Source organism: Burkholderia arboris (assembly GCF_038723655.1).
Taxonomy (GTDB): domain Bacteria; phylum Pseudomonadota; class Gammaproteobacteria; order Burkholderiales; family Burkholderiaceae; genus Burkholderia; species Burkholderia arboris.
Genome location: NZ_CP109822.1, coordinates 561,502 through 581,843 on the forward strand (window position 1 = coordinate 561,502; position 20,342 = coordinate 581,843).

The following is a 20,342-nucleotide window of genomic DNA, read 5'->3' on the forward strand; positions in this document are numbered from 1 at the left end:
CGTCACTATTCGGAGCGCGCGTGCGTTTGAATGACAGGTCATCGTGCGAAGCAACATCACTGAATGGCGTGCGGCATGTGCGCCGCCAATCATTCGTCGCATTGCGTCAAATTTTCCGATTGCTTCGGAATGCGGCGCGATCTCCTTCAACGCGTCAAGCAAAGCCGGCAATTTCAACCGGCAATTCGCTTCATCCGGCTACGGCGCCCGCCACGCCTTCATATGCCGCACAGCGGCAATTCCGCTTTCCTTATTTCCCAATCCGAAATTAATCGCGGCGTGATTGCCGATATCACGTCACCGGATCTTGCGATTATTTCAAGACAGGTGATATAACCCGTTTCACGCACCGATTTGCAGCAATAACGTCACCAATAAAGGCGAACGGCAAAATGAAAAGAAAGGCGCGGAACCTGGGTTTGGGTGGGATGGCGATCCTGACCGGCGCGATGCCGGTGGGCGTACATGCGGCGTGCTCGGCCACCGCGCCGGGTAGCGGCACGACGGTCACGTGCACGGGTGCGAATGCGCCGTCGGTCGTGGCCGCGACCGGCAGCACCAACGTGACGATCAACCTCGATTCGACGGCGACGGGCAGCTATGTGCTGACGTCGACACCGACGCCGTTCTCCGTCGACACCTCGAGCGCGATCGCCAACAACGGCAACCTGTCGATGTCCGGCAACGGCACGGGCGTCGCGAACCGCGGCGCGGTGCTGCTCGGTGTGAACAACGGCAACACGCTCACCAACGGTGCGACCGGCGTGATTTCGACGACGGGCGCCTACAACGACGCGATCGCCGCGAACGGCAACAACAACACGCTCGTCAACAACGGCTCGATCGCGACTACCGGCAACAATTCCTACGGGATGACGGCCGCGTGGGGGCAGAGCAACCCCGGCGCGTCGGGCAACCAGATCGTCAACACGGGCACCGTGACGACGTCCGGCAACAACGCGCGCGCCGCGTCGCTGCTCGGCGGCAACGGCACGATCACCAACAGCGGCACGCTGACGTCGAATGGCCGCGATGCGCCGGCCGTCTACATGCAGGGCAACAACGACATGCTGGTCAACAGCGGCACGATCCAGACGACCGGCACCGCGACGAGCGGCGGCAGCGTCGACGCGGTCGTGTCGAACACGCTCGGCAGCTCGTTTACCGCGACGATCACGAACCAGGCCGGCGGAAAGATCATCAGCAACAACGGCATCGGCGTGCGCTCGACCAATGGCGCGACCACGATCACCAACGCCGGGCTGATCCAGGGCGGCGGCGGCACCGCGATCCAGGGCGGCAACGGCAACGTGACGCTGATCCTGCAGACGGGCTCGCAGATCGTCGGCACCGCGAACGGCGGCGGCGGCGCCAACACGGTGACGCTGCAGGGCACGGGTACCGCGTCGAACGCGTTCACGAACTTCCAGAGCCTGACGATGGCCGGCACCGACTGGACGTGGGCCGGCACCGGCACGTTCTCGACCGCGCTCGTGCAGAGCGGCACGCTGAACCTCACCGGCACGCTCGGCACGACGACGGCGTCGGTCGTCGCGACCGTCAATGCAGGCGCTACGCTGCAGGCGAACGCGTCGAACCTGCCGCTGTCCGTCACCGACAACGGGCTCGTGCGTTTTCAGCAGGACAGCGCCGGTACGTACACGGGCACGATCAGTGGTTCGGGCGCGGTGGAGAAGACCGGTGCGGGCACGTTGACGGTCACGCCATCGTCGGCGGGCGGCAACACGTACTCGGGCGGCACGACGATCACGCAGGGCACGCTGTCGGTCGCCGCCGACAACGCGCTCGGTGCGGCGCCGGGAGGCCTGACATTCAACGGCGGCACGCTGCAGCTTGGTAGCGCGTTCAACCTGGCGTCGGGCCGTGCGGTGTCGATCACGTCGAACAACGGCACGATCGATACGCAAGGCTTCAACTCGACGCTGACACAGGGCATCACGGGCGCCGGCGCGCTGACGAAGCTCGGCAGCGGCACGCTGACGCTGAACGGATCGAACAGCTATTCGGGTGGCACGAACGTGAACGCCGGCACGCTGGTGGTCGGCGATGGATCGAGCGCCACGTCGGCCCTGGTCGGCGGCGGCCCCGTGGCGGTCGCGCCGGGCGCGACGCTCGGCGGGTATGGCAGCGTGACGGGCAACGTGACGAACAACGGCACGATCTCGGCGGCCAACGCACTCGCGAGCCTTTCAGGCGGCGCGACCGGCAATTTCCTGATCAAGGGCAACCTGACGAACGCGGGGCGCGTGCAACTCGGCGGCAGCGGCGTCGGCAATACACTGACGGTGGCCGGCAACTACGTCGGCCAGAACGCGACGATCGCGTTGAACACGACGCTCGCGGGCGACGGTGCGCCGTCCGACAAGCTGGTCGTCAGCGGCGGCACGGCGAGCGGCAGCAGCGCGCTGAAGGTGACGAACGTCGGTGGCGCGGGTGCGCAGACGACCGGCGACGGCATCCAGGTCGTGCAGGCGACCAACGGCGCGACATCGAGCGCCGGCGCGTTCACGCTGTCGGGCGGCACGGTGAGCGCGGGCGCTTATTCGTACTTTCTCGCGAAAGGCGGCGCGGCGAACGGCACCGGCGACAGCTGGTACCTGCGCAACACGGTGCCGCCGAAGCCGGAACCGCCGGTCGTCGAGCCGGGGCAGCCGACGCCGCCCACGCCCGAGCCGGTCACGCCCGCCGAAGGCACGCCGGAGTCGATCGTCGAAGCCGTCACGGATGCCGGCGCCGGCGGCAACCCGGAGCCGATCTATCGCCCCGAGGTGCCGCTGTACGCGGAAGCGCCGGCCGTCGCGCGCCAGCTCGGCCTGCTGCAGATCGATACGTTCCATGACCGGCAGGGCGAGCAGGGCTTGCTGGCCGAGAACGGTTCGGTACCCGCGTCATGGGCACGCGTATGGGGCGGCAACAGCAACATCAAGCAGAAGGGCGATGTGACGCCGTCGTTCGACGGCACGGTGTGGGGGATGCAGGTCGGCCAGGACCTCTACGCCGATACGACTGCCAGCGGCCATCGCAACCACTACGGCTTCTTCCTCGGCTTCTCGCGCGCGGTCGGTGACGTGAACGGCTTCGCGCTCGCGCAGCAGGACATGGGCGTCGGCTCGCTGCAGGTCAACGCGTACAACCTCGGCGGCTACTGGACGCATATCGGCCCGGGCGGCTGGTACACGGATGCCGTACTGATGGGCAGCGCGCTGACCGTACGCACGCATTCGAACGACAACGTAAGCGGTTCGACGAACGGCAACGCGTTCACGGGTTCGGTCGAAGCCGGGCTGCCTATCGCACTCGGTTACGGGCTGACGCTCGAGCCGCAGGCGCAGCTCGTGTGGCAGTGGCTGTCGCTCGATCGCTTCAACGACGGCGTGTCGAGCATCGGATGGCACAACGGCAATACGTTCCTCGGCCGGATCGGTGCGCGGCTGCAATACGCGTTCGATTCGAACGGCGTGAGCTGGAAGCCGTACCTGCGCGCGAACGTGCTGCGTTCGTTCGGCACCGACGACAAGACGACGTTCGGCGGTTCGACGACGATCGGCACGCAGGTCGGGCAGACGGCCGGCCAGATCGGCGCGGGGCTCGTCGCGCAGCTGACGAAGCGCGGCAGCGTGTATGCGACGGTCAGCTACCTGACGAACCTCGGCGGCGAGCACCAGCGCACGATCACCGGGAACGCGGGCGTGCGGTGGGCGTGGTGATTGAAAGGGCTGGGATGCGTTGATCGATCGGCCGCGGCGCATATCGTCGCGGCCGGTCCGCGCACGCCACTTACGCAGCGTGTTCGACCGGTAACCAGATTTCCAGCACGCCAGCGCCCGTCACCGGATCGTAGTCGCCGCTGTAGCGCTCGAACTCGGGTGCGTCGACCGCCTTGAATCCCGACGTCGGCAGCCAGCCGTTCCAGATGCTGTAGAAGGTCTGGTGCAACGTCGAGATATGCCCGGCGTGTTCGAACACCGCATACCGCTGCGGCGCCAGTTCGACCCAGCGAAACGGCGCGGGCAGCCGGTCGCGGCTCGTGACTTCCACGCCCGCGATGTATTCGAAGCTGCCATCCGCATCGGGGTTGCAGCACACGCCGTACGTCACGTCGCCGACCTGGCCCGGAAGGGTACCGATGTATGGGATGAACGCTTGCCACAGCGCCGGAATCCCTTCGTTGGTTTCGAACGTATAGCGGTCGCTCATGCCCGCGATCAATCGCTTGCCGGCGGTTTCGAAGCGTGACGGCGTCACGTCGATGATCTTCAGTTCTTTCATGCGAAGCGGCTCCACAAGAGACAACCCGTCGAGTGTGCGCCGTGCCCGCACGTCCTCGGGCGTCATGCCGAAGAGATCGCGGAAGGCGCGCGTGAACGCCTCATGGGAGCCATAGCCGGCATCGAGCGCCACGTGCAGGATGTCCGGCGCGCCTTGCGCCAGTGCCCGCGCCGCACGCGTGAGCCGCCGCGACCGGACGTAGCGCATCACCGGCCAGCCGGTATTCATCGAGAACAGGCGCGAGAAGCCGAAGCGCGACATGTCGCAACCGGCGGAAATCCTGTCGAGCGTCAGTTCCCTGTCCAGTTCGGTTTCGATCAACCAGAGTGCTTTTCCTACCGGGTTCATGGCGGGCCAATGAGGGTGTCGGGCGGACTATATGGTATCGGCGTCTCGGGCATTTGATCGTTCTTGCACGCGCAAGCGGGTTTCGTCGCGAAAAAGGTGTCACAAGTGACTTTGTCGCCGACCTGCGCTACGCTCCCAACTCCGATACCCCGAGTCGTAATAGCATGTCGTTCATCAGCACCGGCGTCGAGTATGGCCTGCATTGCCTGCTCTACCTCGCCGACACTTCCACGGGCGTGCGCGATGCCAGCGTGCGCGATCTGGCCGAGATGCAGGGCGTGTCCGTCGACTACGCGGCCAAGTTGTTCACGCGTCTCGCGAAGGCCGGGATCGTCGCGTCCAGCGAAGGCATTCGCGGCGGCTTTACGCTGGCGAAGCCGGCGCGTGACATCTCCGTGCAGGATGTCGTCGCAGCGATCGACGGCGACAAGCGGCTGTTCGACTGCCGCGAAGTACGCAGCCAGTGCGCGGTGTTCGAGGGTGACGCACCCGCGTGGGCCACGCGCGGCACCTGTTCGATTCACGCTGTGATGCAGGCGGCCGAACAGGCGATGCGGGAAGAACTGAAGAAGCAGTCGCTCGCCGATCTTGCCGGGCGGGCGTGGTCGAAAGCGCCGGCCAGTTACGGTCCGAAGGTGGTCGGCTGGTTTGCCGATCGCGCGGCGAACCGTGGCGGCGAGCGCTGATTCGTGTTTGCGTGAAACGACAATACGCGGGACGCTGTCACCGCGCCCCGCGCATCATCGGCGCACGTGCGCCGGTCAGGCCACGACGATCCGCAACGGATCCGCGGCCGTCAGCGCTTCCGCACGATCCGCGCGCGGCGGATAGATCCACTCCGAATTGATCCGGTGCTTGAGTTGCTTCGCTTCAGCACCCGTCAGTTTCACCTCGCGCTCCCAGCCTTCCGTATAGACCGCGCCCCACGGGCCGAGGTCCAGGCACGTCACGTACTTCGGCTGGCTGTACGGAATCGGTTCGAGACCCAGCAGATCGGCCGCCACGTTGTGCCCGGCCGAACGGCCCAGGTTCATCGCGTGCTGGCACGACATCATCGTATGGTTGCCTTCGTCGTCGGTTGCCGCATAGGCGACGTCGCCCGTTGCATAGACGCCCGGCACGCCGTCGACCGCGAGGTTGCGGTCGACGTGCAGGCGGCCCGTCGCGTCGCGGCGGCCCGGAATCTGTTCGGTCAGCGTGCTCGCACGCAGGCCGGCGGTCCAGATCACGGTGTTCGACTCGATGCGCTCGCCGTCGGCCGTCGTGATGCCGCCTGCGTCGACTGACGCGACGCCGGAACCGAGCTGCCACGTCACGCCGAGCGTGCGCAGCGCTTCCTCGATGACGGGGCGCGGCCCCGCGCCCAGATCGGGGCCGATCGCGTCGTTGCGCTCGACGATCACGACGCGCACGTCGGCCTGCTCGCCCAGCACGGTGCGCAGGCGCGCCGGCATTTCCGCTGCCGTCTCGATGCCCGTGAATCCGCCGCCTGCCACTACGACCGTATTGCGTGCGGCGGAAGCCGGCTGCCGCGCCAGGTCGCGAATGTGCGCTTCGAGTTCGACGGCTTCGTCGGTCTGATCAACGCTGAACGCGTGCTCGACGAGGCCCGGAATTGCCGGGCGGAACAGGCGGCTGCCGGTTGCCAGCACAAGGCGGTCGTAGTCGAGCGTCGACGCCTGGCCGCCGGTGCCCAGCACCTCGACGGCCCGGCGCGCGGCGTCGATGCGCTCGACCGTGCCCTGGACGAACGTCACGCCGACCGCGTCGAAGATCTCGCCGAGCGGCGCGCGGAAATTCGCCGGGCCTTCTTCGTAAAGGCGCGGACGAACGTGCAGGTGCGCGTCGGGCGCCACCACGGTGATCTCCACGTCGGTTCGGCCGTGCAGGTCGAGCAGACGCGCCGCGCTCAATGCGCTCCACATGCCGGCAAAGCCGGCCCCGATAACAAGAATTCGTTGTGCCACTGTTCCACTCCGGTTGATTGATGCACGAGGTCGGTAGAACACCGACGTTGCCTCCCGCATGGATGCGCTCCATAACTACGATTCTATGAGTCGTAGTTATGGAGCGCAAGTCCTGTGTTCGGAATGACCCGGCGAAAAATCAGGGAGTGACCCGGTTGGAGGCTGTGTCGCGCACCCGGTTCGGAGCCGGTTTGCCGGCATGCTCGCGGGGCATTGCCGCGCGACTGGACCGTAATCGGGTTGGCCTGACGCCGATCCGTCGCCCGCACCGTAACGATGTCGCAGTCGTTGGACGGGCGACCGTTGCTGCGTCATGACGCGAAGCGATGCTGAGGCGCAGGGGAACGTGCCGGCGCGGGGATCCGGCGTCCGGCTTCATGGTTGCCGGCCTTCGCCGACGGCGCTCAACGTCCTGCCGCGAGCGCGATCGGCGAGCGTCTTCCGTTGGCGACGTGATGACGCAGGCGTTCCCGGGCGGCCAGATACAGGTGCCCGGTGATGGCGGACAGTTGCTGATCGTGGATCAGCAGGATGCGGCTGACCGCTTCCGGTTCGTGATCGACCAGCCGGCAGCAGGCGCCCTGGTCGACGCGTGCGACGCACGCGTGAAGCGCGCGCTCTGCGCACCGGTATGCCATGACGTTCGTGTCGATCGACGCCGTATCGCGCAGGTAAAACGTCAGGTAGACGATGCGGACCAGGTAGCCGACCTGATCGAGGTTGCCGCCGCCCGACGTCACCGACTCCAGCGCCAGATGATGGGCCAGCGACAGGGTTTGCACGATGTCGGTCGGCAGCGGTTTCAACAGGTGCCGGGTGTCGCTGCGACGACCGGCCCATTTCATGATTGCCTTGCCTGCTGGCATTGCTTCCTCGTCAAATCCATTGACTGGCAATCGCCGGGTGAATCGGCCCCCGGCGATTGCCTTCCCGTTGATGGTGCGGCCGGTTAACCCAGCGGCCAGTTCAGGAACACGATGCCGTCGTTGTAATCGTCGTCCGTACCGTCTTCCGACCCGACGATCCCGAAGTACGACTTCTTGAAGAGGTCGACCTGCCGCGAGCCCAGGCGCGACGGCTTGCCGTTGGCCATGACGATCACGCGCACGCGTCCCTTGCCGGAGTCGAGCACCTTCGTGCCGAGGTTCTGGTCCTGCACGCCCGCGCCCTTGAACGTGGCGGCGGGTTTCGGGTTGTCGTCGATGTAGATGTCGATCGTCTGGTCGTTCGCCGCGTTGGTGAGCGCGGTGACGCCGAACTTGATGTTCGGCGGCAGGTTGAAGGTGCCGTCTCGTTCGCCGCCGGCGCCGACGTTGCCGGCACCGGTGTTGCCGCCCGCACCGGTTTCGCTGCTTCCGCCGCCCTGCGACGACGATTGCGCGGCTGTTTCGCCGATCGCGGAAAGGCTCGCGTACGAATCGATATGCATCGCGCTGCCGCGCACGCTTTTCCACTGGCCTTTCACGAACGTGACGCCGCTGCCGACGTCGATCGTCGCGACGAGCGTGAACGGCATGCGCCCGGTCGACTCGGGCACCTTCGATGAATAAGTGAAGCAGCCGTCCGCGACGAGGCCTTTGTCGGTCGCAATCGCGAAATAGATGCCGGGGAAGTTGTTGCCGGTCGCGTACGGCGTCGGCACGTTGAGGATGACCTGCAGCTTTCCGTTGCGAATCTCTGCTTTGGCGATGTCGATATACAGGCCCGGGATGTCGACGTAGGTTTCTGACGTCACGACAGGCGCGCTGACGATCGAAGCCGAAAGAAGCGGCATGGAAGTCTCCGGTGATAACGCAGTTCTGGATGGGGGGCGTGAGGGTCCGCCGAACGCGACGCAAATCCGCCGGCCGGCAGGCGGCCGGCCGGCGGCGGTCGGTCGTTTGTTGCGCGTCAGGTCAGCCGATCGGCCACTGGAGCACGACGATGCCGTCGTTGTAGTCGCTGTCGTGGCCGTCTTCCGACACGACGATGCCGAAGTTGACCGTGTACGGCGAGCCGTCCGACTTCTTGCCGTTGATCGGCGCGAGGCGTGCGTCGGTGGCCGACGGCTTGCCGTTGACCGACACTTCGAAGCGGAGCTTGCCGTTACCGGAATTCAGCGTGACTTCACGCGTGCCGTCGCGCGTCGTCAGCTTGTGATAGGCCGCGGGTTCGGCGCTGTCGCCGATAAACAGCTTGATGTGCTGTTGCTCGGCCGCATTCGCGAAGAAAATCGCGCGGAAATCGGTATTGGGCGGAATCGAAAACTCGCCAGCGCGGTTGGAAGACGTTTGAGAGTCGGCCATGCGTTCCTCCTGAGGAGTGTTGGGTAGGGCGTGAGGCCCTGTCGCGCAAACGTTTGCCGTTTGAAATGCGACTTCCCGAGCATGCCGAAAAATAAATAAAAAAATATTCGAAATTGAGTGATTATTGTTTAATGAATCGAAAATCACGTTTAATCGATTCAATGAAATGGATTGAATGAAATGAGTTTCGAGGTATTCGGGAAATGATGTCGGTGCGCGTATCGTTTTATTGAACGCTGCGTGGCTGTGCCGGCGGGGAGGGGGCGGGCGCGATTGGGCTTCGGAGCCGACACTCGGCGTTCGCATATGGCAGCGTTGTCGTTTCAACATCGACACCTCGGTCGTGGCCGCGCCACCGGCCACCGTCGAACGCCCACACCGAAACCCGGTTACAAGGGGAAGGGGCGGCGACCGGCGAAGAGGATGGACCGACTCACTCCGAACATGAATAGGACCTCACCGGCGCCGCACCCGTGAAGCATATCGGCAGGGCAGGGCGCCGCCTATCGGACACGACTGATTCTGCGCACACAAAAAACGCGCGATTCCCGCGCACCCCGTTGACAGCCCCGGCCACCCTGTGATTTGATTCTGGCCATGCAAGCCGCCCAGTCCCTCTTCTCGCTACGACTACTAGCCCGTTTCTCCGGGCTGGGTCTGCGGCTGCGCGCTTTCCATCTGCTTCTGTCCTGAAGCGCCAGATTTCCCCCGTATCGCCGACCTGGCCCCGGTTATCGACCGGCGCCTGAGTTCGTCTTTGTTCCGTATCGCTCCGCTCCGTCCCGGTCGCTCAACCGCCAAGGCTGTCGTTCGCCGTACCGCTTTGCCGTTGTGCCGTTTCATCGCTGTCACCGCTGCGCGCGCAGCCGGCCACTCCCGCCGATGGCCGCCGCGACGCGGTTTCCCGACAAACCGACCGAGGACCGAACACCATGATGCTGAAGAACCCCGCGACGAAGTACCGCCCGTTTACGCCCGTCAACCTGCCGAACCGCACGTGGCCGTCGCGCACGATCACGCAGGCGCCGATCTGGATGAGCACCGACCTGCGCGACGGCAACCAGGCGCTGTTCGAGCCGATGGACGCCGCGCGCAAGATGCGGATGTTCAAGACGCTGGTTGCGATCGGCTTCAAGGAGATCGAGGTCGCGTTTCCGTCCGCGTCGGAGACCGATTTCAACTTCGTGCGTGAACTGATCGAAGGCGGCCACATCCCCGACGACGTGACGATCGAGGTGCTGACGCAGGCGCGCGACGACCTGATCGAGCGAACCTTCGCATCGCTGCGCGGCGCGAAGCGCGCGATCGTGCACCTGTACAACGCAACGGCGCCGGAATTCCGCAAGATCGTGTTCGGCCTCGAGCGCGACGGCGTGAAGCAGCTCGCAGTGAACGCGGCGCGCACGATCAAGCGCTTCGCCGACGCGGCGACCGATACGCAGTTCACGCTGCAATACAGCCCCGAAACCTTCACGGCGACCGAGCTCGACTTCGCGAAGGAAGTCTGCGACGCCGTGTTCGACGTGTGGCAGCCGACGCCCGAACGCAAGTCGATCGTGAACCTGCCGGCGACCGTCGAAGTCGGCACGCCGAACTTCTACGCGGACCAGATCGAGTGGATGCACCGGAACCTTGCGCGTCGCGATTCGCTGATCCTGTCCGTGCATCCGCACAACGATCGCGGCACCGCGGTTGCGGCGGCCGAGCTCGCGGTGATGGCCGGCGCGGACCGCATCGAAGGCTGCCTGTTCGGCAACGGCGAACGCACGGGTAACGTCGATCTCGTTACGCTCGCGCTGAACCTGTACACGCAGGGCGTCGATCCGGGCCTCGATTTCTCGCAGATCAACGAAGTCGCGCGCACGTCCGAGGCGTGCACGCAGTTGCCGATCCACCCGCGTCATCCGTATGTCGGTGACCTCGTGTTCACCGCGTTCTCCGGTTCGCACCAGGACGCGATCAAGAAGGGCTTCGCGGTGCAGCGTGCCGACGCCGTATGGGAAATGCCGTACCTGCCGATCGATCCGAGCGATCTCGGCCGCACCTACGATTCGATCATTCGTGTGAACAGCCAGTCGGGCAAGGGCGGCATCGCGTACCTGCTCGAACAGGGTTACGGCGTCGCGTTGCCGCGCCGCATGCAGGTCGATTTCAGCGCAGCCGTGCAGCGCCTGACCGACGACAGCGGGCAAGAGGTGACGAGTGCGCAGATCTGGTCGCTGTTCCAGCAGGAGTACGTCGAAGGCGATGCGCCGCTGCGCTATGTCGGCCATGAGCTGACCGAACGCGACGGCCGCGAGTCGATCGTGCTGACCGTCGACGTGCACGGCGAGCGCCGCGTGCTGCGCGGCGAAGGCAACGGCCCGCTCGACGCGCTGATGCACGCGCTCCACACGCCGTTGCGGATCCAGCATTACGAGGAACGCGCGCTGTCGCAGGGCGCCGACGCGAAGGCGATCGCGATCGCCGAGCTGGCCGGTTCCGGCGTGCGCGGCAGCGCATTCGGTGTCGGCGTCGACGCGAACCTGACGACCGCGTCGATTCGTGCGGTGATCAGCGGCGTCAATCGCGCGTATGCCCGTGCGGACGAGGCCGTGCAGGCGACGTTTTTTGGCGCACGGGCCGCGGTGAAGGCCGTCGCGTAAGCGGAGCCGGGGTGGCCGCGCCGGGGTGCTCCGGCGCGGCGGCCTCGCCGATCGCTGTGTCGCTGCTGCTGCACGATCCGGCAAGCGAGTCGTGCAGCGCTTTCTTCATGAAGTTCACCCACGCGCGCGTTTTCGCATCGAGAAGCTGGCGCGACGGATACGCCAGAAACACCCTCACGTCGTCCGCTCGATAGTCGGGCAGCACGCGCAGCAGCGCACCCGAACGCAGCGCGTCATCCACGACGAAATCCGGCAGCAGGCCGACGCCCGCCCCTTCCGTTACCGCGATCGCCAGCGAAGCCGCGATATCGGCCGTCAAGGCCGGTTCGAACGCGATCGTCTCCGAAGCAGTGCCGTTCGTCAGCGCCCATTCGCGCGCCGGGTACGCGGGCGCGACCAGTTGCACGCAGCGATGCCGTGCGAGGGCGCGCGGCGAGTCAGGCATCCCGTAGCGTGCGACATACGCGGGCGAGGCGCACAGCACGCTGCGGATCCTGCCGACGTCGATCGCGACCTGGTCGGAACTCGGCAGGCTCGGCATCGCGATCACCGCGACGTCGTAGCTGCCGCGGATCAGGTCCGGCACCTGCGGCGCGAGCGTCAGGTCGACGCTGACGTCCGGATAGCACGCCTGGAACCGCGCAACGAGCGGAATCACGAAGCGGTTTGCGATGCTCGCGCTGCAGTGCGCGCGCAGCCGGCCGTGCGGATGCCGTTGCGCGCCGCGGGCCTCGCGTTCGCTCGCGGCGACGGCGAGCGTGATGTCGCGTGCGCGCGCGAGGTAGCGTTCGCCGGCTTCGGTCAGGCACATCGAGCGCGTCGTGCGGTTCAGCAGCCGGATGCCGAGATGCGTTTCGAGTGCCGCGATCGTGCGGCTCACGTACGCGGTCGTGAGGTCGAGCCGCTTGCCGGTCTCGGTGAGGGTCCCCGCGTCGGCGAGTGTGACGAAGACCTGCATGCTTTGAATCAGATCCATCGGCGTGGCGCGTGTGTGGTGCGATGCCGCTACTGTAGCGAGCGGCCCGGCGCGCTGCGCGCGCCCGCCAGCGATCGATCGTCGCGAAACGGACAGTCCGGCTCAGCGCCGCCGGAAGTATTCGCTCGGCGGGACGCCGAGTGCCTTGCGGAACATCGCCGCGAATGCGCTCGGGCTGTCGTAGCCGTGTTCGAGTGCGAGTTCGAGGATCGGCGTGCCGGCCGCGAGGCGCGGCAGGCTCAGCAGCAGCCGCGCATGGCGGCACCACGCGCCGTGCGTCATCCCCGTTTCGCGCTTGAACGTGCGCGCGAGCGTGCGCTCGTTCATGTGCGCGTCGCGTGCCCACGACTGCAGCGTGACGGCCGTCGCTGGGTCGCTGATCAGCTGCGTACACAGCGCAGCGAGCGCCGGATGGCGCGGCATCGGCACATGCAGCGACAGCAGCGGCGCGATTTCGATTTCATCGAGGATCAGTGCGAGCACGCGGCCCGCGCGATGCGCGAGGTCGTAGTCGGCCGGCAGTTCGCATGCGGTCACGATCAGCTCGCGCAGCAGCGTGCCGACCTCGATCACGCGGCATTCGCGCGGCAGGCTCGGCCGCACTTCCTGCGCAACGAACACCGTGCGCATCTGCACGTCACCGGCCATGCGGATCTCGTGCCGCGTGCCGCCCGGCACCCAGACCGCGCGGCCCGTCGGCACGACCCAGCTGCCGGCGTCCGCATGCACGAGCATCACGCCGGAAATCGCGTGAATCAGCTGGCCATGCCGATGCGAATGCGGCGGATAGGCGATGCCGGCCGCTGCGTCCGACGCGACGGCGGCAATCTGCTTGTGCTTGTCCTTGCGCTCGAGCGCGCTGAAGAATTGATCCACGTGTCCTTTTCTCGACGACGAATGCGCTTTACGCGCGAGATCGACCGACCGGGTCGAAATTACCATAGGCCCATCGTTTTTGTTCGATTGCCATTGCACGATGCGCGCCTCGTTATTGCCTCCGGTTTTTCTTCGTTCGTCCGTTGCTGTTGTGTTGCTGAGCGCGGCGATGCTCGCCGCGTGTTCGGTCGGTGCGCCGTACCGGCCGCCCGCACCCGATGCGGCGCGCATCGGACCGTTCGACGCGGTGTCCGACGTGCCGGTCGCGGCCGCCGGCGAACCGCCCGCGCGCTGGTGGCGGCTCTACGACGATCCCGTGCTCGACGGCCTCGTGCGCGACGCGCTCGCGCAGAACCGCGATCTCGCGGCCGCCGCCGCGCGGGTCGAGCGTGCGCGTGCGGTGTTCGACGAGGCCGGCGCCGCGCGGCTGCCCGACACGACGGCCGGGTTCGGCGTCGACTACGGCAAACACGCGCCCGACCAGATCGTCGCGGCGGCCAAGGGCACCGATGCGCATACGCGCGGGGGCTTCGCGCCGTCGTTCTCGCTGTCGTGGGAAGTCGATCTGTGGGGCCGCGTGCGCCATCTGGTCGACGCTGCGCGCGCCGATGCCGATGCCGTGCAGGCCGCATCCGATGCGATGCGCGTCGTGGTGGCTGCCGAAACGACGGCCGCCTATGCGCAGGTGTGCGCATACGGCGAGCGGATCGACGTGGCCCAACAGTCGGTCGGGATCGCGGATCGGCTGGCCGCGCTGACGGCGAAGCAGCGCGCCCACGGGCTCGTATCCGACCTCGAGGTGGCGCGCTCGCGCGCGTTCGCCGGCGACACGCGCGCCGATCTGCCCGCACTCGTCGGCTCGCGTCGCGCGGCGCTGTACGAACTCGCGGTGCTGACCGGGCGTGCGCCCGGCGCGTTGCCCGATGCCGCCGCGCATTGCCGCACGGCGCCGGTGCTCGCGCGGCCGTTCCCGGTCGGCGATGGCGCGTCGCTGCTGCGCCGCCGCCCCGACCTGCGCGAAAGCGAGCGCCAGCTGGCTGCCGCGAATGCGCGGATCGGCGTGGCGACGGCCGAGCTGTATCCGTCGATCTCGCTCGGCGGCTCGGTGAACTGGCTGTCGACCGGCAGCGACCCGGCGACGCTCGGCGACAAGTACGCGATCGCATGGGGTGTCGGACCGCTGATCACGTGGCGGTTTCCGAACCTGGCGGCGAGCCGCGCGCGACTCGCGCAGGCGCGCGCCGACGACACGCTCGCCCGAACTCAATTCGATGCGCAGGTGCTGCGCGCGCTGAAGGAAACCGAGCAGGCGCTCGCGCGGTACGGCGCCGCTTGGCGCCGCCGCGCCGCGCTCGAAACCGCGCGCGCCGAGCATGCGCGCGCCTATCGCCTCGCCGAGCTGAACTACGAGGCCGGCGCACTCGATTTCCTCGGCGTGCTCGATGCGCAGCGCAGCCTCGTTGCGGTCGATTCGGCGCTGGCCGAGTCGACGCAGCAGGTCTCGCTCGACCAGGTCGCCGTATTCAAGGCGCTCGGAGGCGGCTGGCAACCGTAGCCCGCCGCATTCGCTGCACCCCTGTCCGTTCTCTTGCACGCCCACTCATCATTCCGATCATGAGCACGACTGCCATACCCGAAAAAGCCAAAACCGCCCGATTCTCCCGGCGCCAACTGATTGCCGCGGGCGTCGTGCTCGCCGTCATCGCGCTTGCCGTGTCCGGCTCGCACTGGTGGACCGTCGGCCGTTTCATCGAGGGCACCGACGACGCGTATGTCCGCGCCGACGTCGTGACCGTCAGTTCGCGCGTATCGGGTTACGTCGTGCAGGTCACCGTCGACGACAACCAGCCGGTGAAGCGCGGCGACGTGCTCGTGCGGCTCGACGACCGCGACTACCGCGCGAAAGTCGACGATGCGCAGGCGGCCGTCGCGGCGGCCGATGCGACGCTGCAGGCCGAGCAGGCGGCGGCCGCGACGCTCGACGCGCAGGTCGGCCAGCAGCGCAGCCAGATCGCGCAGGCCGACGCCGACGCGGCCGCCGCACGCGCCGAAGCCGCGCGACGCGACGCCGATGCGACGCGCTACAAGCAACTGCTCGCCGAATCGGCAGCGAGCGGACAGCGCTGGGAGCAGGCGCACGCGGACGCGCTGAAGGCGCGCGCCGAGCTGGCCCGCGCGGGCGCGGCCGTGCGCGTGCAGACCGACCAGCAGACCGTGCTGCAGCGCCGTCGCGAGCAGAGCACCGCGGCGATCGCGCAGGCGCGTGCGCGGCGCGCAGCCGCCCAGGCGAAGCTGGCACTCGCACAGCTCGATCTCGACCACACGGTGATCCGTGCGACGCGCGACGGCAGTGTCGGCCAGCGCGCGGTGCGCTCGGGCCAGTACGTCGAAGTGGGGATGCCGCTGCTCGCGGTGGTACCGCTGAGCGACGTGTATGTCGTCGCGAACTTCAAGGAAACGCAGCTGGGCGCGATGCGCGACGGCCAGCCGGTCGAGATCGACGTCGACACCTATGCGGGCCGCACGCTGCACGGCCGCGTGATCGGCCTCGCGCCGGGCTCCGGCGCCCAGTTCGCGCTGCTGCCGCCCGACAATGCGACCGGCAACTTCACGAAGATCGTGCAGCGCATTCCGGTGAAGATCCGCGTCGATGTGCCGCCGGCCGGCGTCGTGCTGCGGCCCGGGATGTCGGTGATCGCTCGCGTCGACACGCGCGGCACGCAGGGGGCCGGCTCGTGACCGATACGACTGCGCAGGCTGCGCACGAAGAGACCGTTTCGCTGCGCGCGTGGGTCGCGGTGCTCGGTGGCGTGTTCGGCTGCTTCATGGCAGGCATGAACGTGCACGTGACCAATGCGTCGCTGCCCGACATCCGCGGCTCGCTCGGCGCGAGCTTCGAGGAAGGCTCGTGGATCACCACCGCGTACCTGGTCGCCGAGATCGTCGTGATTCCGCTTACCGGCTGGCTCGTGCAGGTGTTTTCCGCGCGGCGCGTGCTGCTGGTCGGGGCGTCCGGCTTCCTCGCGTTTTCGCTCGCGTGCTCGGTCGCGCCGAGCATCTCGACGATGATCGCCGCGCGTGCGCTGCAGGGCGCATTCGGCGGCGTGCTGATTCCGCTGTCGTTCCAGTTGATCATCACCGAGCTGCCGCCGTCGAAGCACCCGCTCGGGATGGCGCTGTTCGCGATCGCGAACAACGTCGCGCAGGCGGCCGGGCCGTCGATCGGCGGCTGGCTGACCGACGTGTATTCGTGGCGCTGGATCTTCTACCTGCAGATTCCGCCGGCGATTGCGCTGGTTGCGGCGATCGGCTGGGCGATCCGGCCGGTGCCCGTGCAGCTTGGAATGCTCAGACGGGCCGACTGGTTCGGGATCGCGACGATGGCGGTCGGCTTGAGCGCGCTGCAGATCGTGCTGGAGGAGGGCGGGCGCAAGGACTGGTTCGCGTCGGGCCTGATCGTCGAACTGTCGCTCGTCGCGGCGGCGGGGCTGGCCGCGTTCGTTGCGATCGAGCTGCGGTGCAAGGAGCCGTTCATCAACCTGCGCCTGCTGGGTCGCTACAACTTCGGTATCGCGAGCCTGATGCAGTTCCTGTTTGGCGCGGTCGTGTTCGGCGTGGTGTTCCTCGTGCCGAACTACTTCGCGGAACTGCACGGCTACAGCGCGCGCGACATCGGCCTCGCGATGATTCCGTACGGGCTCGTGCAGTTCGCGATGTCGTTCCTCACGCCGCCGCTGATGCGCCGCACGAGCCCGCGCACGACGATCGTGCTCGGTTTCGTGCTGGTCGCGGCCGGGTGCCTGATGAACATCCACCTCGACGCCGACGCCGCATCGAACGTGATCGTCCCGTCGCTGATCGTGCGCGGGATCGGGCAGTCGTTCGTCGTGATCGCGCTGGCCGTGATGGCCGTCGACGGGATCGAGAAGGCGCAGCTCGGCTCAGCTTCCGGCGTGTTCAACATGGTCCGCAACGTCGGCGGCGCGATCGGCATTGCGGTGATGAGCCAGCTCGTCGTCGAACGGCAGAAGCTGCACGCGATGCGCATCGGCGAGGCGGTCACGCCGTTCTCCGAAGCATTCCAGGAACGCATGGCGATGCTCGCGCGGCTGCTCGCACGCGTGCATGCCCCGCGTGTGGACGTACTGCCGGGCGGATCGATCTCCGGCGTGCACGAGCTCGCGCTCGGGCTCGTGAACCAGCGCGTGATGCGCGAGGCGCTGCTGATGGCGTACAGCGATACGTTCCTGATTGCCGGGATCGCGATGATCGGGTGTACGGCGGCGGCGTTCGTGTTGAAGGGGAAGAGGAAGGGGTGACGGTGGAGGGGGCGCGATACCTCGTATTCGACGCCATCGCATCGTGCGATGCACTGCCCGGTTTCGGGCAGTGTCTTGTTGCGCGCACGCGAGTGCCGCGAGATGCGTACCAGCTTTCGGACGCGTGATTGACCGACCTCGAGGAAGCGCGGCGTCGGCCGTCAGACTGAAACCGTGATACCTGCCGAAGCCGAGTGTCCGGCCGGTCGCACGACGATTTCCACTTGCTGCCCAAACGCCACCAACGTGAGCATCAGTTGATCCAGCGACACGCTCCGGAGCGTGTCGCGCTGCTCCGGAGTCACCACCGGCCGGACCATTTCCGTGAGCGCGGCAGCCTCGTCGTCGCTCAGGCCGCGCGACGCGATCAGTGCATTGAGCTTCAGCACGAGCGCGGACTTGGCCGCCAGTTCACCGACGTCATAGAAATCGAAATCGGCCGGCACGTCGTCGGCAGGTTGGTGCGGGGCGTGGCGATTCATCGTGCATTTCCCGTTGTCGGCGAAAGCGGTTGCTGCTGGTTTTTCGTCGCGGGACCGGGCTCGGGGAATCGTTCGCGCTCGAAAGAATCGCAGTCGCTTTCGTCGATTGGCGTGATCACCAGACGCCTGTGCGATACCTCGATTCTCAGGCGCTGCCCCGGATCGAAACCCGCTGCCTCGATCCAACGGCCGGACAGCTTCATCGATAGATACCGCTCGGGCGGCGCCATGTCGGTGAGTCGGAGGTGCGGAATGGTGCGGCGATGTTCAATCGCCGCGTGGGGCATGACGAAGCGATCGGGGAACAGAACGGTTGCGCTATGATTCGCGTCAGCCATGGCTAACTCCTGCTGTGAGTCGGTTGTGGTCAGCGGCGCGTGGGTGTTCGTGCACCCGCGCGCCGCGCTCGTTTACACGACGGATTTTTGTCGGCCAGGCCATCGCATACATGACACGCTCGATGGCCATGCATCCTCGCGAAAACGCACAGCCACTGTAGCGTAGTCGCGATTGGGGCGGGTTATGGAAAGATGCGTTTTCCTAACTTTGGCCATGTGGACGATGCAGGGCGCGATCGTCTCTGCAACGATGTACATGCCGTTCATGCGCGTTCGCCGGTAGAGCCGGCAGCACGCGCGACAAGGGTGAGAGCGTTGTGCTGTCAAGGTTCGGCACGTTGAGATCCGGCGTTGCCGGCACGGGGGCGCGATGTTCGATGCGAGCTTGGTCATCGTGCAAACGAGATACGCCGATCAGTTGTGGAAACTGTGAAGAATTGTCCGTAACCGTTCGTGCCAAACCGATCGGCTCGATGCGGTCGAACCCGAGCGCCGGCCACCACGATGCGGCTGGCAGATCGAATTCGAACAGGACAACGTCGCAGCTCCGAGGGCGCCCGGCGTGGCGTGTGTCTTCGGTGCGATCGAAGCACAACGTACCGAACGGATCGGACAACGACCCTTCGCCACCGGTGCGGACGCGAAGCAATGCGACGTATGCGTCGGGCGGCCTGAATCGGGCAGTTGCGCGAGGCGCGGCGATGGCTGATTCCGATGCGTCGGGCATCCCACCCCAATGTTCGGGGCGTACATCGCGCAATCCGGTTTCGAATGGATCATCGCAACCCGTTCCCGGCACGGGCAACGTCTCGGGCGGATTGCATCGAGAAGAACCGGATGCCGACAGGGCGTCGAGCCGGCGCCTCACGCGCATTGCTCGCCATCACGGCTGCTTCACATATTTCAATATTTCGACTATCATGGAAATATGGAAACGAAACAGACCGTTGCCGCGCTCGCGGCGCTCGCGCATGAATCCCGGCTTGCCGTGTTCCGCACGCTCGTGCAGGCGGGGCCGGAAGGCTTGCCGGCCGGCCAGATCGCCACGCTGCTCGATGTGCCGCCGTCGTCGCTTTCCTTCCACCTGAAAGAGCTGGCGCACGCCCAACTCGTTACCAGCCGGCAGGAAGGGCGCTTTGTGATCTATTGCGCAAACTTCGATACGATGAACGGGTTGCTCGGCTATCTCACGGAGAACTGCTGCGGCGGCAATCCATGCTCGCCCGTGTCCGTTTGTTCGCCGGCCGGTGGAACGGCTCGCGCCCGTCAACCGTGAAGCGCACGCGCGCCCCCATTCATGACGACCAACGTACTGATCCTCTGCACCCATAACTCGGCACGAAGCGTGTTGTCGGAAGGGATGCTGAACCATTGGGCCGCGAAGCTCGGCAAGGACGTGCGGGCGTACAGCGCCGGCAGTGCGCCGAGCGGGCGACTCAATCCGTTCGCGCTGGAGGCGCTGACGAACGCGGGTGTCGACGTCGACGGCTACCGCAGCAAGAGCTGGGACGAATTCGTCGGCGACGGCGCGCCTGAAATGCGCATCGTCATCACGGTGTGCGATGGCGCGGCGGTGGAAACCTGCCCGTACTGGCCCGGCAGTCCCGTGAAAATCCATTGGGGCTACGCCGATCCGTCGAATGCGACAGGGGGGGACGAAGGCAAGCGCCTCGCGTTCGAGCTCACGCGTCAGGCGATCGGTTACCGGATGCTGCAGTTGCTGGCGCTGCCCGTCGATCGCATGAGCAATGCCGAACTGCAGACGGCGCTGACCGCCATCTCGCAAAACTGATCGCATGCGTGGCGGCTCGAAGCA

General features: G+C 66.5%; 19 protein-coding genes. 9 read left to right on the top strand and 10 right to left on the bottom strand.

Translation table 11 applies throughout. The features are described 5' to 3' along the window. Positions 1–43 precede the first annotated feature (43 nt). Positions 44–283 (top strand): hypothetical protein, encoded by a 240-nt coding sequence (locus tag OHZ10_RS19745; RefSeq protein WP_155627240.1) that lies wholly within the window; start codon positions 44–46, stop codon positions 281–283. Between the two features lie 145 nt (positions 284–428). Continuing rightward, positions 429–3,728, top strand: coding sequence for an autotransporter outer membrane beta-barrel domain-containing protein (locus OHZ10_RS19750; protein WP_342705601.1), 3,300 nt, complete (start codon positions 429–431; stop codon positions 3,726–3,728). A gap of 70 nt (positions 3,729–3,798) precedes the next feature. Here OHZ10_RS19750 and OHZ10_RS19755 read toward each other — a convergent pair whose 3' ends face one another. After that, positions 3,799–4,638, bottom strand: a complete 840-nt coding sequence (locus tag OHZ10_RS19755) for an AraC family transcriptional regulator (RefSeq protein WP_059237922.1) — start codon at positions 4,636–4,638, stop codon at positions 3,799–3,801. 164 nt (positions 4,639–4,802) lie between these two features. On the opposite strand from OHZ10_RS19755, the gene OHZ10_RS19760 reads away from it, so the two are divergent. After that, a complete protein-coding gene (locus OHZ10_RS19760; RefSeq protein ID WP_059237921.1) occupies positions 4,803–5,324 on the top strand; it encodes an RrF2 family transcriptional regulator in 522 nt (173 codons plus the stop codon). 75 nt (positions 5,325–5,399) lie between these two features. Here the strand turns inward: OHZ10_RS19760 and OHZ10_RS19765 are convergent, their stop codons facing one another. The 4 genes from OHZ10_RS19765 to OHZ10_RS19780 form a co-directional block, all read right to left on the bottom strand. Next, the gene (locus OHZ10_RS19765) at positions 5,400–6,605 is read right to left on the bottom strand and encodes an NAD(P)/FAD-dependent oxidoreductase (RefSeq protein ID WP_342705602.1); all 1,206 of its coding nucleotides are present in this window, start codon (positions 6,603–6,605) and stop codon (positions 5,400–5,402) included. A gap of 404 nt (positions 6,606–7,009) precedes the next feature. Continuing rightward, positions 7,010–7,471: a hypothetical protein gene (locus OHZ10_RS19770; protein ID WP_342705603.1), complete on the bottom strand. Its 462-nt coding sequence runs from the start codon at positions 7,469–7,471 to the stop codon at positions 7,010–7,012. Between the two features lie 83 nt (positions 7,472–7,554). Further along, positions 7,555–8,379 (bottom strand): fucose-binding lectin II, encoded by an 825-nt coding sequence (locus tag OHZ10_RS19775; RefSeq protein ID WP_256086921.1) that lies wholly within the window; start codon positions 8,377–8,379, stop codon positions 7,555–7,557. A gap of 121 nt (positions 8,380–8,500) precedes the next feature. After that, positions 8,501–8,890 carry a fucose-binding lectin II gene (locus OHZ10_RS19780; RefSeq protein ID WP_059237917.1) on the bottom strand — a complete coding sequence of 130 codons (390 nt, stop codon included), beginning with the start codon at positions 8,888–8,890 and terminating at the stop codon, positions 8,501–8,503. A gap of 935 nt (positions 8,891–9,825) precedes the next feature. On the opposite strand from OHZ10_RS19780, the gene leuA reads away from it, so the two are divergent. Further along, on the top strand, positions 9,826–11,535 hold the full coding sequence (gene leuA / locus OHZ10_RS19785; RefSeq protein WP_174992676.1) for a 2-isopropylmalate synthase: 1,710 nt from the start codon (positions 9,826–9,828) through the stop codon (positions 11,533–11,535). Here the strand turns inward: leuA and OHZ10_RS19790 are convergent. Both OHZ10_RS19790 and OHZ10_RS19795 read right to left on the bottom strand, forming a co-directional pair. Continuing rightward, the gene (locus tag OHZ10_RS19790) at positions 11,453–12,511 is read right to left on the bottom strand and encodes a LysR family transcriptional regulator (RefSeq protein WP_342705604.1); all 1,059 of its coding nucleotides are present in this window, start codon (positions 12,509–12,511) and stop codon (positions 11,453–11,455) included. The genes leuA and OHZ10_RS19790 overlap by 83 nt on opposite strands. 102 nt (positions 12,512–12,613) lie before the next feature. Next, entirely contained in the window at positions 12,614–13,387 is a 774-nt protein-coding gene (locus OHZ10_RS19795) for an AraC family transcriptional regulator (protein WP_081051962.1), read from the bottom strand. Positions 13,388–13,556: 169 nt separating this feature from the next. Here OHZ10_RS19795 and OHZ10_RS19800 point away from each other — a divergent pair, with 169 nt between their 5' ends. Genes OHZ10_RS19800 through OHZ10_RS19810 form a run of 3 tightly spaced genes read left to right on the top strand, consistent with a single transcriptional unit; the run spans position 13,557 to position 17,706 of the window. Further along, complete coding sequence (locus OHZ10_RS19800; RefSeq protein ID WP_342705605.1) at positions 13,557–14,942, top strand: TolC family protein; 1,386 nt, start codon at positions 13,557–13,559, stop codon at positions 14,940–14,942. A gap of 59 nt (positions 14,943–15,001) precedes the next feature. Continuing rightward, the gene (locus OHZ10_RS19805) at positions 15,002–16,126 is read left to right on the top strand and encodes an HlyD family secretion protein (RefSeq protein ID WP_059237912.1); all 1,125 of its coding nucleotides are present in this window, start codon (positions 15,002–15,004) and stop codon (positions 16,124–16,126) included. Continuing rightward, positions 16,123–17,706, top strand: a complete 1,584-nt coding sequence (locus tag OHZ10_RS19810; RefSeq protein ID WP_342705606.1) for an MDR family MFS transporter — start codon at positions 16,123–16,125, stop codon at positions 17,704–17,706. The genes OHZ10_RS19805 and OHZ10_RS19810 overlap by 4 nt, the downstream gene beginning before the upstream one ends. 161 nt (positions 17,707–17,867) lie before the next feature. Here OHZ10_RS19810 and OHZ10_RS19815 read toward each other — a convergent pair whose 3' ends face one another. The 3 genes from OHZ10_RS19815 to OHZ10_RS19825 form a co-directional block, all read right to left on the bottom strand. Further along, entirely contained in the window at positions 17,868–18,188 is a 321-nt protein-coding gene (locus OHZ10_RS19815) for a helix-turn-helix domain-containing protein (RefSeq protein ID WP_059237910.1), read from the bottom strand. Then, the gene (locus tag OHZ10_RS19820) at positions 18,185–18,526 is read right to left on the bottom strand and encodes a SymE family type I addiction module toxin (protein WP_174992603.1); all 342 of its coding nucleotides are present in this window, start codon (positions 18,524–18,526) and stop codon (positions 18,185–18,187) included. The genes OHZ10_RS19815 and OHZ10_RS19820 overlap by 4 nt, the downstream gene beginning before the upstream one ends. Before the next feature lie 202 nt (positions 18,527–18,728). Then, a complete protein-coding gene (locus OHZ10_RS19825; protein ID WP_342705607.1) occupies positions 18,729–19,142 on the bottom strand; it encodes a hypothetical protein in 414 nt (137 codons plus the stop codon). 312 nt (positions 19,143–19,454) lie between these two features. Between OHZ10_RS19825 and OHZ10_RS19830 the strand changes: the two genes are divergently transcribed. Together OHZ10_RS19830 and OHZ10_RS19835 are read left to right on the top strand one after the other, a co-directional pair. After that, positions 19,455–19,802 carry an ArsR/SmtB family transcription factor gene (locus tag OHZ10_RS19830; protein WP_174992677.1) on the top strand — a complete coding sequence of 116 codons (348 nt, stop codon included), beginning with the start codon at positions 19,455–19,457 and terminating at the stop codon, positions 19,800–19,802. A 21-nt stretch (positions 19,803–19,823) separates the two neighbouring features. Next, on the top strand, positions 19,824–20,318 hold the full coding sequence (locus OHZ10_RS19835) for an arsenate reductase ArsC (RefSeq protein WP_342705608.1): 495 nt from the start codon (positions 19,824–19,826) through the stop codon (positions 20,316–20,318). Positions 20,319–20,342 lie beyond the last annotated feature (24 nt).

Coding starts and splice junctions, on each gene's coding strand:
- OHZ10_RS19750 (WP_342705601.1), top strand. CDS start 429: ATGGCGATCCTGACCGGCGCGATGCCGGTGGGCGTACATGCGGCGTGC.
- OHZ10_RS19755 (WP_059237922.1), bottom strand. CDS start 4,638: ATGAACCCGGTAGGAAAAGCACTCTGGTTGATCGAAACCGAACTGGAC.
- OHZ10_RS19760 (WP_059237921.1), top strand. CDS start 4,803: ATGTCGTTCATCAGCACCGGCGTCGAGTATGGCCTGCATTGCCTGCTC.
- OHZ10_RS19770 (WP_342705603.1), bottom strand. CDS start 7,471: ATGCCAGCAGGCAAGGCAATCATGAAATGGGCCGGTCGTCGCAGCGAC.
- OHZ10_RS19775 (WP_256086921.1), bottom strand. CDS start 8,379: ATGCCGCTTCTTTCGGCTTCGATCGTCAGCGCGCCTGTCGTGACGTCA.
- OHZ10_RS19780 (WP_059237917.1), bottom strand. CDS start 8,890: ATGGCCGACTCTCAAACGTCTTCCAACCGCGCTGGCGAGTTTTCGATT.
- leuA (WP_174992676.1), top strand. CDS start 9,826: ATGCTGAAGAACCCCGCGACGAAGTACCGCCCGTTTACGCCCGTCAAC.
- OHZ10_RS19790 (WP_342705604.1), bottom strand. CDS start 12,511: ATGGATCTGATTCAAAGCATGCAGGTCTTCGTCACACTCGCCGACGCG.
- OHZ10_RS19800 (WP_342705605.1), top strand. CDS start 13,557: ATGCTCGCCGCGTGTTCGGTCGGTGCGCCGTACCGGCCGCCCGCACCC.
- OHZ10_RS19805 (WP_059237912.1), top strand. CDS start 15,002: ATGAGCACGACTGCCATACCCGAAAAAGCCAAAACCGCCCGATTCTCC.
- OHZ10_RS19815 (WP_059237910.1), bottom strand. CDS start 18,188: ATGAATCGCCACGCCCCGCACCAACCTGCCGACGACGTGCCGGCCGAT.
- OHZ10_RS19820 (WP_174992603.1), bottom strand. CDS start 18,526: ATGGCTGACGCGAATCATAGCGCAACCGTTCTGTTCCCCGATCGCTTC.
- OHZ10_RS19830 (WP_174992677.1), top strand. CDS start 19,455: ATGGAAACGAAACAGACCGTTGCCGCGCTCGCGGCGCTCGCGCATGAA.
- OHZ10_RS19835 (WP_342705608.1), top strand. CDS start 19,824: ATGACGACCAACGTACTGATCCTCTGCACCCATAACTCGGCACGAAGC.